The organism is Nonomuraea sp. ATR24 (assembly GCF_041950485.1).
GTDB lineage: Bacteria > Actinomycetota > Actinomycetes > Streptosporangiales > Streptosporangiaceae > Nonomuraea > Nonomuraea ceibae.
In genome coordinates, this window is the sequence record NZ_JBGNUU010000011.1 from 49,851 (window position 1) to 62,777 (window position 12,927).

Consider the following 12,927-nt stretch of genomic DNA (forward strand, 5'->3'; position numbering starts at 1 on the left):
ACTGTAAGAATGAGCCGGAGAAGGTGTCAAGACTGAAGGACCATTCGATGATCTATGGATACGACCCCAGGACCGGCGAGACCGTGGGTGACGCGGTTCCTGAGACGGATCGTGCCGGGGTCGACTTGATCGTCTCCGCCGCGGCCGCCGCCGGTTCGGCGTGGCGTGCGACACCGGCCGCCGAGCGCGCCGAGGCGCTTGAAGCCGTCGCTGACGCGCTCACCGCCCACGTCGAGGAGCTCTGGCAGCTCGCCGACCGGGAGACCGCGCTCGGTGAGGTCCGGCTGCGCGGCGAGGTCGCGCGCACGGCGGGGCAGTTCCGCCTGTTCGCCCAGGTGATCAGGGACGGTGGCTACCTCGAGGCGATCGTCGACCACGCCGACGCCTCGGCCACGCCGCCCAGGCCCGACGTGCGGCGGATGAAGCAGCCGCTGGCCGGGGTGGTGGCGGTGTTCGCGGCGAGCAACTTCCCGTTCGCCTTCTCGGTGGCCGGTGGCGACACCGCGTCGGCGCTGGCCGCGGGCTGTCCCGTCGTGGTCAAGGCGCACCCCGGGCACCCGGGCACCTCCGCGCGGGTGGCCAGGATCGTCCGGGACGCGCTGCCGTACCCGGATCTGCTCGGGCTGGTGCAGGGCATGCAGGCGGGTGTGAACCTGGTTCAGCACCCGGGGGTGGTGGCGGCCGGGTTCACCGGGTCCATCGCCGGGGGCAAGGCGATCCAGGGGCTCATCGACCAGCGCGAGACGCCGATCCCGTTCTACGGCGAGCTGGGCAGTGTCAACCCCGTCGTGGTGCTGCCGTCGGCGGCTAAGGGGGAGGTGGCGAATGGGTTCGCGGCGTCGCTGACGCTCGGCGTGGGGCAGTTCTGCACGAACCCGGGGCTGATGTTCGTGCCGGAGGACGAGGAGCTGCGTACGGCCCTGGTCTCGGCCGTGGAGGGCACGAGCGGCGGCGCGATGCTGGGTGAGCGCATCAGGGACGGCTACCTGGGCGGGGTCGAGCGGCTGGGCGAGCTGACGCTGCTGGCCGAGGGCAAGCCGGGGGAGGGCGGCTGGGCGGTGACGCCCAAGGTGTTCACCACCGACGTGAAGTCGTTCGCCGACAAGCTGCCGGGGGTCGCGGAGGAGTGCTTCGGGCCCGCCTCGGTCGTGGTGACCTACCGCGAGGTGTCGGAGCTGCGGCCGGTGCTGGAGCGGCTCGACGGGTCGCTGACCGCCACCATCCACGGCACCGACCCCGACGAGGCGACGCAGGTCGCCGAGGTGCTCTCGCGCAAGGCCGGGCGGCTGATCTGGAACGGCTGGCCCACCGGGGTGGCCGTGACCTGGGCGATGCACCACGGGGGTCCGTGGCCGGCGTCCACGTCGGCGACCACCTCGGTCGGGGCCACGGCCATCGAGCGGTGGCTGGCGCCCGTGGCGTACCAGGACTGGCCTGCCGAGCTGCTGCCCGACGAGCTGAAGGACGGCAACCCGCTGGGCATCCCCCGCCGCGAGGACGGCACCTTCCGGGCCTAGCGACGTCGGGGCGTAGCGGGCGTAGTGGCGTAGGAGCTGATAGGGGGACCGGCCCTACGCAGCCATGCGGCCAGACGGCCGTGCGGGCCCGACGGCCCGCACGGCTGACGGGCCGGACGGGTCGGACGGGTCGGACTCGCGGAGTGGGCCAAACGGCCGGGCGGGCCAGATGGCCAACGCCCGAGCGGGCGGAACGGGCCAATCGGCTGAACGGGAGGAACGGGCCAGGCCGCCGCACGGCCAAGCGGGTCGGACGGGGCGACCGGGCCGAACGGGACCAGCGGCCGAGCGGCCGAACGGGCCCAGTGGCCGAGCGGGCCAAACGCCCACAGGGCCAACGGCCCAACGGGCCAGACGCCGAACGCCCGAAGGGCCAATCGGCCCAACGGGCCAGACGGCCAACGCCCGAGCGGGCGGAACGGGCCAGACGGCCGCACGGCCAAACGGGTCGGACGGGGCGACCGGGCCGAACGGGCGGGCGGGCCCCATCGACTGAGCGGCCGAACGGGCCCAGCGTCCGAGCGGGCCAAAACAGCCCAGCGGGCCAGACGGCCGAACGGGCGGAACGGGCCAATCGGCCGAACGAGCGGAACGGGCCGAACGGCCGAGTGGGCGGAACGGCCGAGTGGGCCCCAGCGGCCGAGCGGGCCGAATGGCCGAGCGGCCCCCGGGCCCCGAGCGGACGGAACAACCCCCGCATGCACGAGACGGCCCCCGGAAAACCGAGGCCCGTTCGCTGCCAGGTCAGGAGCTGGCGATTTCCAGGCCGGCTGCGATGATCTTCTCCAGCTCGGCCACGTGCTCCGGTGCCGGGTCCGCCAGTGGGGCGCGGACGCCGCCCACCTCGAGCCCGCGCAGCCGCACTCCCGCCTTCACCAGCGAGACCGCGTACCCGGGCACCAGGTCGCGCAGTTCGACGAGCGGCAGGTAGAAGCCGGTCAGCAGCCGCCGCACCAGCGCGTCGTCGCCGCCGGTGACGGCCCGGTGGAAGGCGAGCGCGACTTCGGGCGCGAACGCGAACGCCGCGCTGGAGTAGAGGTCCACGCCCAGCCCCCGGTAGGCGGGCACGGTGAACTCGGCCGTGGGCAGCCCGTTGAAGAACGTGAAGCCGGCGGCGCCCGCCTCGCGTACGCGCAGGATGATGCGCTGGAGCAGGTCGAGGTCGCCGAGCCCGTCTTTGAAGCCGATCACCGACGGGTCCTGGGCGAGTTCGGCGACGGCCTCGGGGGTGAAGCGGGCGGTGCCGCGCTGGTAGACGATCACGGGCAGCCCGCCGGCCTCCGCCACGTCGCGCACGTAGGCGACGAGCCCGCTGGGGGGCCCGCTGACCAGGTACGGCGGCATGAGGAGCAGCCCGTCGGCCCCGGCGGCGGCGGCCGCCCTGGCGACGGCCCGGGCGGCGGGCAGCGCGCCTCCGGCTCCGCCGAACACCGGGACGCGGCCGGCCGTGGCGGTGACGGCGGTGGTCACCACCTGGGTGTACTCGTCCGGGTCGAGGGCGTTGAACTCGCCGGTGCCGCATGCGGCGAACACGCCTCCGGCCCCGGCTTCGACTCCTTGGGCGACGTGCCGCCTCAGGAGCTCCTCGGACACGCCGCCGTCGGGCGTGAACGGGGTCACCGGGAAGAAGAGAACACCATCTAGCCGCATCTATGCCTCCATGTCAGCGGATGCCCTCTCGGCGGAGAGTGGCAGCCAGCTTTCGGGTGTGTCTGATCACCGCTTGGGTGACCCGCTCGATCTCGGCGGGCGGCAGGCCCACCGGCATCGAGCAGCTGATCGCGTCCGTGGCCGGGATCCGGTAGTCGACCGCGACCGCCACGCAGGCGACGCCGGGCGTGCCCTGCTCGCGTTCGTAGGCCCAGCCTCGGGTGCGGACCTGGTCGAGCTCATCGGTGAGCTTCTCCAGGTCGACGATCGTGTGCTCGGTGACGGCGGTCAGCGGCGTCGGGAGCAGGGCGGCGACCTCGTCGTCGGTGAGCTGGGCGAGCAGCACCTGGCCGAGTGCCGTGACGTGGGCGGGCAGGCGCCTGCCGACCCTGGGGATCACGTGGTGCGCCTCGCGGGAGTCGCGGGTGGCCAGGTAGAGGACGTGCGCGTCGTCCCGCCGGGCGAAGTGGGCGGTCTGCCCGACTTCTTCCCGCAGGTCTTCGAGCGTCTCCTGCGCGAACGGCAGTGCCGGGTCCTTGTCCAGGTACGCGGTGCCGGTGAGCAGCGCGTGGGGCCCGATGCCGAACGCGGATCTGGCGGTGTCGGTCTCGACCCAGTTGAGCTCGACGAGCGTGCGCATCAGCGCGTGCAGGCTGCTGCGCGGGAACCCGGTCGCCTGCTGGAGCTCCGACAGCGTCAGTGTGGTGGGGGACGCGGCCAGGGCCTCCAGGATGCGAACCGTCCGCTCGGCGGACTTGACCAGCTGCGGCTCCATGATCATCCCATCTCGACAGCGGCTTCGACCAGTCAGCATACGGGATGGCGTTCAGATACATGGACACCTACCCCTTGATGGCGCCGCTTGTCAGGCCACGCATGAACTGACGCTGGAAGGCGAGGAACGCGATGATCGACGGGAGCAGGGCCAGCAGTGAGGCCGCGAGCACCACGCCGATGCCCACCTCCTCGTCCGAGCGGAGTGAGCGCAGCGCGATGGGCAGCGTCCACATGCTCGACTCCGGAGCCACGATGAGCGGCAGCAGGTACTGGTCCCAGATCATGGTGAAGCCGAAGACGCCGATGACCCCGAGCGCCGGCCGGCACAGCGGCAGGATGATCGTGAAGAACGTGCGCAGCTCGCCCGCGCCGTCGATGCGCGCGGCCTCCTCCAGCTCGACCGGCACCTCCTTCATGAACTCGGTCATGACCAGGATGGAGAACCCCCAGGCGCCCACCGGCAGGATCATGCCCGCGTACGTGCCGATGAGGTCGAGGTGCAGCACGGGCAGGTCGGCGAGCACGAGCGACAGCGGGATCGCGATGATCTCCTCGGGCAGCATCATCGTGGTCAGCATGATCAGCATGACGATCGACATGCCGCGGAACTTCTTGCGCGCCAGCGCGTACGCGGCGAACACGCTCACGATCACCTGGAGCAGCAGCCCGAACCCGACGACCACGAAGGAGTTGAACAGATAGAGGTAGACGTTGCGCTCGCCCGCCTGGACGAAGTTCTCGAACGTGAAGGAGTCCGGCCACAGCGTGAACGCGGTCGGGTCGAGCGTCTCGTTGAACGCGCTGATCAGCAACGCGACCAGCGGCCCGGTGAAGATCAGCACCATGCCGGAGTAGAGCAGGACCTTCACGGCCACGGCCACCGGCCCGCGCCTGGCCTCCAGCCCCAGCGCGCTGTCGAACCTCATGATGCCGCCTGCCTTCTGCGCATGAGCTGGACCAGCACGGTCAGCAGCAGCGTGGCCGCGAACAGCACGATCCCGCCCGCCGACGCGATGCCCAGCTCGCCCGTCTGGAAGCCGAGCTTGTAGATCAGTGTCATGAGCACCTCGGACGACCCGTTCGGCCCGCCGTTCGTGAGCACGTACACCTCGACGAACACCCGCAGGCCGCGGATGGCGGCGAGCGTGAACAGGATCCAGAACACCGGCCGCAGCGCCGGCAGCGTGATGTGCCGCAGCCGCCGCCAGGTGGACGCCCCGTCGACCGCGGCGGCCTCGTACAGCGTCCGGTCCACCCCGACCAGCCCGGCCAGGAAGATCATCATGTCGTACGGGGTCCCGCGCCAGATGCTCATGCCCATGATCGACAGCAGGGAGGAGTCCTCGCTGGCCAGGAACGGCTGCGGGTCCAGTGCCACCCAGCCGAGGATGCTGTTGAGCATGCCGGTGTCGCCCGGGTGGTACATGATCCGCCACACCTCGGCCACGGCCGCCATCGTGGTCACGACCGGTAGGAACGCCGCGGTCCTGACGAACCACAGGTATCGCGCGGGCCCCTCGATGAGCAGCGCGAACCCCAGGCCCAGCACCAGCGACCCGGCCGTGGTGCCCAGCGCCAGCACCAGGCTGTGCCAGATGGCCGAGGCGAAGGCGTCGTCGGTGAGGATCGTGCGGTAGTTGTCCAGCCCGACCCACCGGCTGTCGATGTAGCGGATCTCCTGGAAGCTCATCGTCAGCCCGGTGAACATCGGGATGAACTTGAAGTACAGGAACAGCAGCAGGGCGGGCGCCAGGAAGGCCCAGGCGATCAGCGCGCCCCGCCGCCGCGCCCGGGTGGGCGTGGGCGTCATGATGCCTTCTGGCCCTGCAGTTCCCGCGTGAGCTCGGTGTTGAGGGTGTCCATCTCGGCCTGGACGTCCATGCCGCAGTCGGCCCACGCGGAGTTGATGGAGTCGGCCGAGGTCTGGCGGATCGGCGCCCAGTTCGGCACGGGCGGGGCGTAGACGGCGTCGGGGTAGGCGTCCTGGAACACCTTCCAGCGCGGGTCCTTCCGCTCGGCGGCCAGGTCGACCTCGGAGTTGACCGGCAGGCGGACGATGGCGCCGTTGTTGTCCTTGTTCATACCGATCCGCTGGCCCTCTGCGGAGATCGCGAACTCGGCGAACTTCTTCTGGCCCTCGGGGTTGCCGGACCCGGCCATCAGGTAGACGTTCTCGCCCTCGCCGAGCGTGCCGGGGCCGCCGGAGGGGCCCTTGGGCACCGGGAAGACCTCGATCTTGTCGGTGCCGATGCTCTCCACGAACCGGGCGAGCACGTACGGACCGGTCAGGTAGAGGCCTCCCTGGCCCTTCTCGAACACCTCGTGGGTGACGGTGGTGTCGTTGCTGACCGCGCCCGGGTTGACGGTCTTGGCGGTGCAGAACTGGTCCTGGAGGAACTTCACGGCCTCGACGGTCCTGGGGTCGCCCGTCATGGCGGCGAACGTGCCGCTGCCCGTGGTCCTGAGGAAGTCGCCGCCGTTGGCGTAGATGAACGAGGAGGCGTACCAGGAGGCGTAGCCGCGCTTGGTGCCGGCCGGGATCACGAAGCCGGAGGTGTCGTTCTCGCCGTTGCCGTCGGGGTCCTTCTCGGTGAACGCCTTGGCCAGCGCGGCCAGGTCCGCCCAGGTGCGGGGGACGTCCATGCCGAGCTTCTCGCGCCAGTCCTTGCGCGCGATGATCGCGAACGCCTGGGCGGAGAACGGCGCCGCCCACGTCTTGCCGTCGGCGGCCGTGGCCGCCTTCCAGGCCAGGTCGGACAGCTTGTCCCCGCCCGCGAACGAGGCCCGGTCGACCTCGGTGAGCCAGCCCTGGGTGTGCATGTTGCCGATCTGGGCGGTGTCGTTGATGACGATGTCGGGCAGTTTGCGCTGGGCCGCCTGCTGCTGCAGCTTGGTCTCGAAGTCGTCGAAGAGCGCGACGACCTTGGTCGGCACGCCCGCGGCCTTGGTGAAGGCCTCGGCCAGGCGCTGGGCCGTCTTGGCGGAGTCGGAGTCGGGCGTCTGCCTGATCCAGATCTCCAGAGCCTCGTCCGAACCGGAACCCGAACCCGATGATCCGGAGCCGCAGCCCGTCAGCGTTACGGTCAGGGCCGTCGCGATCGCGACCCCGAGCAGATGACGTGACATCAGACCGCCTCCTGTTCACATATGTGGACATCTATCGCGGACGTGAATTTGGTACCTGCGAACGTAACGAGTGACGCACATCACGGTCAATATTCAAGAATGTGAATTCAAGCCAGGCTTGTGTACAACAGAAGTCATGCGCATTCTCATGACCGGCGCCGCCGGCAAGGTCGGCACGCTGCTCCGTCCCCGTCTCGCCCGCGAGGGCCGGACCCTGCGCCTGTCCGACCTGCTCCCGCTGGAGCCGGGGCCCGGCGAGGAGGCTGCCGTCGCCGATCTGGCCGACGAGTCCGCCATGGCCAAGGCGATGGCGGGCGTCGACGCGGTGCTCCACCTCGGCGGGCAGAGTCGCGAGCACCCGTGGGCGGACATCGTCCGGGCCAACATCGACGGCACCCAGGTGCTGATGGAGGCCGCGCGGCGGGAGGGCGTACGGCAGCTGGTGCTGATGGGCAGCCATCACGCGGCCGGGTTCCAGACCAGGCCGCCGTCCGGCGAGGATCTGCCCGACTACGCCTTCCCTCGCCCCGACACCTTCTACGGGGTCAGCAAGGTCGTCATGGAAGGGCTCGGCAGCCTCTACCACGACAGGTTCGGCATGAACGTGACCGTGATCAGGCTCGGCACCTGCAACGAGGGCCCGGCCGACACGCGCGGCCTGGCCACCTGGATCTCGCCGGACGACCTGGCGCGCCTGGTCGAGGCCGCGCTCGTCGCGCCCGGCTTCCACGTCGTCTGGGGCGTCTCGGACAACGCGCGCCGCTGGTGGTCGCTGCGCGAGGCCGAGGCCATCGGGTACGTCTCCCGCGACGACTCCGAGGTGTTCGCCGGTCCCCTGGTCGCCGAGCTGGGCGAGCCGGACCTGAGCGACCCGGTGCACGACCGTGCCGGCGGGGTGTTCACGTTGAAGGAGCTCGGCGGATCCTGGTGAGCGTTACCGCTCGGTAGCCGCCCCGGCCGGACAGGACGGGGCGGCTTTCTGTTGCCCTCCCATGATGCAACCGGTTGTAGTGGATCTGAGCCAACGGCAAAATGTTGTGATTCCGTCATCTTCGATCCTGGCCATCTGACCTGCGACGACGGCGTTGACGATATATCGGTAACGGCTTTGTAACACCTGCAAAGGGTTGACGAAACTTTTCGCCTGCCTATAGGAAGGCGCTATCCGATCCCGCCGTGCCGGGCAGGGCCTGGAAGAGGGATGTATGTCCGAATCAATCTCTGTGACGCCGGAGCGAGCACTCGCCCCGAAGCGTGCGCCCGATCAGCCGCCAGGACGCCGCAGGAGGACCCCCCACGTTAACGTTCACAGGCGGCGTGAGGCCCGCGCGGCCTACGTCTTCCTCGCGCCGTGGTTCATCGGCCTCTTCGTCATCACCGTCGGCCCGATCCTGGCCTCGCTCTACCTGTCGTTCACCAACTACAGCCTCCTGGAAGAGGCCAAGTGGGTCGGGACCGACAACTACACCAAGATGTTCTTCGAGGACGACCGCTTCATCACCTCGCTGAAGGTCACCACCGTCTACGTGGTCGTCTCGGTGCCGCTGCAGCTCGCCTTCGCCCTCGGGCTCGCTCTGGCGCTCGACCGCGGACTGCGCGGCCTGTCGTTCTACCGCTCGGTCTACTACCTGCCGTCACTGCTCGGCGGCAGCGTCGCCATCGCCATCCTGTGGCGCAAGATCTTCGGCACCGACGGCCTGGTCAACGGCCTGCTCGCGGTCTTCGGCATCCAGGGGCCCGGCTGGGTCTCCGACCCCGACACGGCGCTCGGCACGCTGATCCTCCTGCACGTGTGGACGTTCGGCGCGCCGATGGTGATCTTCCTGGCCGGACTGCGCCAGATCCCGCAGAGCTACTACGAGGCGGCCGCCGTCGACGGCGCCACCAAGCTGCGCCAGTTCCGCTCGATCACGCTGCCGCTGCTCACCCCGATCATCTTCTTCAACCTCGTCCTCGAGGTGATCAAGTCGTTCCAGTCCTTCACACAGTCGTTCATCGTGAGCGGCGGCAGCGGAGGCCCGGTCGACTCCACGCTCTTCTACACGCTCTACCTCTACCTGAAGGGCTTCAAGAGTTACGAGATGGGCTACGCGGCCGCCATGGCGTGGGTCCTTCTGCTCATCATCGCCGGCCTGACCGGCGTGAACTTCCTCGCGTCGAAGTATTGGGTCTTCTATGGCGACTCGAAGTAAGCAGGTCCCGCTCCTGTTCCGGCCGATGCCGCGGGGGAGCCGCCTGCTCAAGCACCTGCTGCTGATCGCCTTCGGGCTGGTCATGCTCTATCCGCTGCTCTGGATGATCTCCAGCTCGCTCAAGCCGGAGGAGCTCATCTTCCGGGAGCCCGGACTGTGGCCCAGTGAGGTGACGCTGGACAACTACGGCGACGGCTGGACCGCGCTCAAGCACTCCTTCGGCTACTACCTGTGGAACTCCGCCGTGATCACCGGCCTGTCGGTGCTGGCGAACCTGGTGGCCTGCTCACTGGCCGCCTACGCGTTCGCCCGGCTGAACTTCCCGCTGAAGAAGCTGTGGTTCACGGTCATGCTGGGCTCGATCATGCTGCCGCACCACGTGACCGTCGTGCCGCAGTACATCGTGTTCGCCGAACTCGACTGGATCAACACGATCTGGCCGCTGGTCGTGCCCAAGTTCCTGGCCACCGACGCGTTCTTCATCTTCCTGATGGTGCAGTTCATCAGGACCCTGCCCAGGGAGCTGGACGAGGCCGCCGCCATCGACGGAGCCGGCTACTGGCGGGTGTTCCTCCAGGTCATCCTGCCGCTGTGCATGCCCGCCCTGGCCACCACCGGCATCTTCACCTTCATCTGGACGTGGAACGACTTCTTCAGCCAGAACCTCTATCTCACCAACTCCGACAACCTCACGGTGGCCGTGGCGCTGCGCCAGTTCCTCGACTCCAGCGGCGAGTCCTCGTGGGGGCCGATGTTCGCGATGTCGATCGTGTCGCTGGGACCGATCTTCGGGTTCTTCCTGGCGGGGCAGAAGTACCTGATCCGGGGCGTGGCGACGACCGGTTTGAAGTAGTTCCTCTTCACCCCCTGCAACTCTCCAAGAGGAGGTAGAGCTGTGAACCTCAGCTCTCGCAAGACCATGTGGAAGGTCGCCGCGCTCTCGGTGGCCGTGCTCACGGCGGTCACCGCCTGCGGCAGCGGCGACAGCGGCGAAGGCGGTGGCGGCGAAGGCGGCAAGACCACCATCACCTTCGCCTACTGGGGCAGCGACGCCCGCCAGAAGCTGACCGAGCAGGTCATCGCCAAGTTCGAGGAGAAGAACCCGACGATCGACGTCGAAGGCGACTTCTCCAACTGGGACAGCTACTACGAGAAGCTCGCCACCAAGGTCGCCGCCAACGACGCCCCCGACGTGCTCAGCATCGAGATCCGCGGCCTGAGCGAGTACGCGGGCCGCGGCGCGCTGGCCGACCTCGCCGGCAAGGTGCCCACCGCCGACCTCGACCAGCAGGTCCTCGCCAGCGGCCAGATCGACGGCAAGCAGTACGCGATCCCGACCGGCGTCAACGCCTTCTCCATGGTCGCCAACACCGCGGCGCTGGAGAAGGCCAAGAAGGAGCTGCCCAAGGACACCGACTGGACCTGGGACCAGTGGATGGCCCTCGCCCAGGAGATCTCCGGCGCGGGCGGCGTCACCGGCGCCGAGTACAACTTCAACCCGGCCTTCCTGCAGATCTACGCCGCCCAGCGCGGCGAGAAGTTCTACGACGGCAACAAGATCGGCGTCTCGCCCGACACGCTCAAGTCATGGTGGGCCATCCACCAGAAGCTCATCGAGACCAAGGGCTCGCCCGACGCCGCCAAGAGCGCCGAGATCGGCGCCACCGGCCCCGAACAGTCGCTGCTCGGCACCAACGCCGGCGCCATGGGCATGTGGTGGAGCAACCAGCTCAACGCGCTGACCAAGTCGTCCGGCTCCGAGATGACGCTGCTGCGCATGCCCAAGCTCGAAGGCGCCACCACCGGCGGGATGTTCCTGCAGCCCGCCATGTTCTACGCCGCCTCCGCCAAGTCCGAGCACTCCGCAGAGGGCGCCAAGCTCATCGACTTCCTCGTCAACGACCCGGACGCCGCCGCCATCCTGCTCAGCGACCGCGGCCTGCCCACCAACACCAAGGTGCTCGACGCCGTCAAGACCAAGCTCCCCGAAACCGACCAGAAGACCCTCGCCTTCATCGACGAGGTCAGGAGCGAGCTGAGCCCCATCCAGGTCCCGCCGAAGGGCGCCCTGGAGATGGAGGACATCCTCAAGCGCAACTCCGAAGAGGTCATGTTCGGCCGGGCCACCCCCGACGCCGCCGCTCAGAAGTTCCTGACGGAGGCCAACGCCGCGATCGCCGGCTGACGCGATCACCGCCGGGGGCCGGCCTGGCCCCCGGCCGCCACCTCGACTCGGGGAGAAGAGCAGTTGAGCACCAAGTACGCCTTCGTCGGCCTCGGCCACCGGGCGCAGATGTACGTCGACGCTCTGCTGGGCGACTGGCAGGACACCGGGACGATCGCCGGCCTGTGCGACACCAACCGGACCCGCATGGACTACTACGCCGAGCGCATCGGCCGCCCGGTGCCCTGCTTCGGCCCCCAGGAGTACGGCAAGCTCCTGGACCTCGCCGACGCCGTGATCGTCTGCACGGTCGACGCCACCCACGCCCAGTACGTGATCGCCGCCCTCGACGCCGGCCGTGACGTGATCGTCGAGAAGCCGCTCACTGTCGACGCCGAGAGCTGCGCCGCCATCGCCGAGGCCGCCGAGCGCAGCACCGGCAAGCTCGTCGTGACGTTCAACTACCGCTACTCGCCGCGCAACTCCGCCGTCAAACGGCTGCTCAGCGAGGGCGCCATCGGCGACGTCACCTCCGTCCACTTCGAATGGGCGCTCGACACCATCCACGGCGCCGACTACTTCCGCCGCTGGCACCGCGACCGCGCCAGCTCCGGCGGGCTGCTCGTGCACAAGTCGACCCACCACTTCGACCTGGTCAACTGGTGGCTCGACGCCGCCCCCCAGCTCGTCTTCGCCCAGACCGACCTGCGCTTCTACGGCGACGCGCTGCCCCGGGGCGAGCGCCCCGCCCGCGGCCAGGGCGCACCCGGGCTGGGCAGCGACCCGTACATCCTGGACATCTCCGCCGACGAGCGGCTCAAGCGGCTCTACCTGGACGCCGAACACGAGGACGGCTACATCCGCGACCAGGACGTCTTCGCGCCCGGCGTGACCATCGACGACACCATGGCCGTCATGGTCCGCTACGCCAACCGGGCCATCCTCACCTACTCGCTCACCGCCCACGCGCCCTTCGAGGGCTACCGGGTCGCCTTCAACGGCACGCGCGGGCGGATCGAACTGGAGGTGTGCGAGCGGGCCTGGACGCCGCCGCACGCCGCCGTCGACCCCAGCGCCGCGAGCAAGGAACACGCCGCCGGCGCCTGGGACCGCCTCACCCTCCACCGCCACTGGGAGCAGCCCGAACAGGTGCCCATCGAGCAGGGCGCCGGCGGGCACGGCGGCGGCGACCGGCTGCTGCTCGACGACGTCTTCCGCGGGCCCGGCGACGACCCCCTCGGCCGCCCGGCCGGCTACCGCGACGGCATCCGCAGCGTCCTCGTCGGCGTCGCCGCCACCCGCGCCGCCGCCACCGGCCTCCCCGTCCCCCTCACCCCCGACGGCACCGCCCTCCTGACCCCCTGAACCCCGCCCCATGAGCGCCCCGCCCCTTCCGAGAAGCTGCGCACACGAAGGGCCGCGCCTTGGGGGGGCTTGCTCGGGAGGGCGATGCCCGTGAGGGGTACCCCGCCCCCAGGAGGCACAAGCCCTCCGGGCTGGC

At 69.6% G+C, this 12,927-nt stretch carries 11 protein-coding genes; 6 read left to right on the forward strand and 5 right to left on the reverse strand.

The features are described from left to right. Positions 1-47 precede the first annotated feature (47 nt). Positions 48-1,517, forward strand: coding sequence for an aldehyde dehydrogenase (NADP(+)) (locus ACBI99_RS25515; RefSeq protein ID WP_375073672.1), 1,470 nt, complete (start codon positions 48-50; stop codon positions 1,515-1,517). Positions 1,518-2,261: 744 nt separating this feature from the next. Here the strand turns inward: ACBI99_RS25515 and ACBI99_RS25520 are convergent. The 5 genes from ACBI99_RS25520 to ACBI99_RS25540 form a co-directional block, all read right to left on the reverse strand. Further along, positions 2,262-3,167 carry a 5-dehydro-4-deoxyglucarate dehydratase gene (locus ACBI99_RS25520; protein WP_357585281.1) on the reverse strand — a complete coding sequence of 302 codons (906 nt, stop codon included), beginning with the start codon at positions 3,165-3,167 and terminating at the stop codon, positions 2,262-2,264. A gap of 13 nt (positions 3,168-3,180) precedes the next feature. Beyond that, positions 3,181-3,942 carry an IclR family transcriptional regulator gene (locus tag ACBI99_RS25525; protein WP_219503377.1) on the reverse strand — a complete coding sequence of 254 codons (762 nt, stop codon included), beginning with the start codon at positions 3,940-3,942 and terminating at the stop codon, positions 3,181-3,183. Positions 3,943-4,009: 67 nt separating this feature from the next. Continuing rightward, complete coding sequence (locus ACBI99_RS25530) at positions 4,010-4,870, reverse strand: carbohydrate ABC transporter permease (RefSeq protein ID WP_357585279.1); 861 nt, start codon at positions 4,868-4,870, stop codon at positions 4,010-4,012. Next, entirely contained in the window at positions 4,867-5,754 is an 888-nt protein-coding gene (locus ACBI99_RS25535) for a sugar ABC transporter permease (protein ID WP_357585277.1), read from the reverse strand. The genes ACBI99_RS25530 and ACBI99_RS25535 overlap by 4 nt, the downstream gene beginning before the upstream one ends. Continuing rightward, positions 5,751-7,070, reverse strand: a complete 1,320-nt coding sequence (locus ACBI99_RS25540; protein WP_375073673.1) for an extracellular solute-binding protein — start codon at positions 7,068-7,070, stop codon at positions 5,751-5,753. Before ACBI99_RS25540 ends, ACBI99_RS25535 begins: the two co-directional genes overlap by 4 nt. Positions 7,071-7,206: 136 nt before the next feature. Between ACBI99_RS25540 and ACBI99_RS25545 the strand changes: the two genes are divergently transcribed. The 5 genes from ACBI99_RS25545 to ACBI99_RS25565 all read left to right on the forward strand — a co-directional run bounded on the left by ACBI99_RS25545 (position 7,207) and on the right by ACBI99_RS25565 (position 12,791). Next, positions 7,207-8,001, forward strand: coding sequence for an NAD(P)-dependent oxidoreductase (locus tag ACBI99_RS25545; RefSeq protein ID WP_357585273.1), 795 nt, complete (start codon positions 7,207-7,209; stop codon positions 7,999-8,001). A gap of 274 nt (positions 8,002-8,275) precedes the next feature. Next, positions 8,276-9,262, forward strand: coding sequence for a carbohydrate ABC transporter permease (locus ACBI99_RS25550; RefSeq protein ID WP_219503367.1), 987 nt, complete (start codon positions 8,276-8,278; stop codon positions 9,260-9,262). Continuing rightward, positions 9,246-10,115, forward strand: a complete 870-nt coding sequence (locus ACBI99_RS25555) for a carbohydrate ABC transporter permease (RefSeq protein WP_357585271.1) — start codon at positions 9,246-9,248, stop codon at positions 10,113-10,115. The genes ACBI99_RS25550 and ACBI99_RS25555 overlap by 17 nt, the downstream gene beginning before the upstream one ends. Before the next feature lie 42 nt (positions 10,116-10,157). Next, positions 10,158-11,447, forward strand: coding sequence for an extracellular solute-binding protein (locus ACBI99_RS25560; RefSeq protein ID WP_357585269.1), 1,290 nt, complete (start codon positions 10,158-10,160; stop codon positions 11,445-11,447). A gap of 63 nt (positions 11,448-11,510) precedes the next feature. After that, a complete protein-coding gene (locus tag ACBI99_RS25565; protein ID WP_281426929.1) occupies positions 11,511-12,791 on the forward strand; it encodes a Gfo/Idh/MocA family oxidoreductase in 1,281 nt (426 codons plus the stop codon). The last annotated feature ends 136 nt before the right edge of the window (positions 12,792-12,927 follow it).

What these genes read in the sequence shown, in the direction of transcription:
- ACBI99_RS25515 (WP_375073672.1), top strand. Translation starts at nt 48, where the DNA reads ATGATCTATGGATACGACCCCAGGACCGGCGAGACCGTGGGTGACGCG.
- ACBI99_RS25520 (WP_357585281.1), bottom strand. Translation starts at nt 3,167, where the DNA reads ATGCGGCTAGATGGTGTTCTCTTCTTCCCGGTGACCCCGTTCACGCCC.
- ACBI99_RS25525 (WP_219503377.1), bottom strand. Translation starts at nt 3,942, where the DNA reads ATGGAGCCGCAGCTGGTCAAGTCCGCCGAGCGGACGGTTCGCATCCTG.
- ACBI99_RS25530 (WP_357585279.1), bottom strand. Translation starts at nt 4,870, where the DNA reads ATGAGGTTCGACAGCGCGCTGGGGCTGGAGGCCAGGCGCGGGCCGGTG.
- ACBI99_RS25535 (WP_357585277.1), bottom strand. Translation starts at nt 5,754, where the DNA reads ATGACGCCCACGCCCACCCGGGCGCGGCGGCGGGGCGCGCTGATCGCC.
- ACBI99_RS25540 (WP_375073673.1), bottom strand. Translation starts at nt 7,070, where the DNA reads ATGTCACGTCATCTGCTCGGGGTCGCGATCGCGACGGCCCTGACCGTA.
- ACBI99_RS25545 (WP_357585273.1), top strand. Translation starts at nt 7,207, where the DNA reads ATGCGCATTCTCATGACCGGCGCCGCCGGCAAGGTCGGCACGCTGCTC.
- ACBI99_RS25550 (WP_219503367.1), top strand. Translation starts at nt 8,276, where the DNA reads ATGTCCGAATCAATCTCTGTGACGCCGGAGCGAGCACTCGCCCCGAAG.
- ACBI99_RS25555 (WP_357585271.1), top strand. Translation starts at nt 9,246, where the DNA reads ATGGCGACTCGAAGTAAGCAGGTCCCGCTCCTGTTCCGGCCGATGCCG.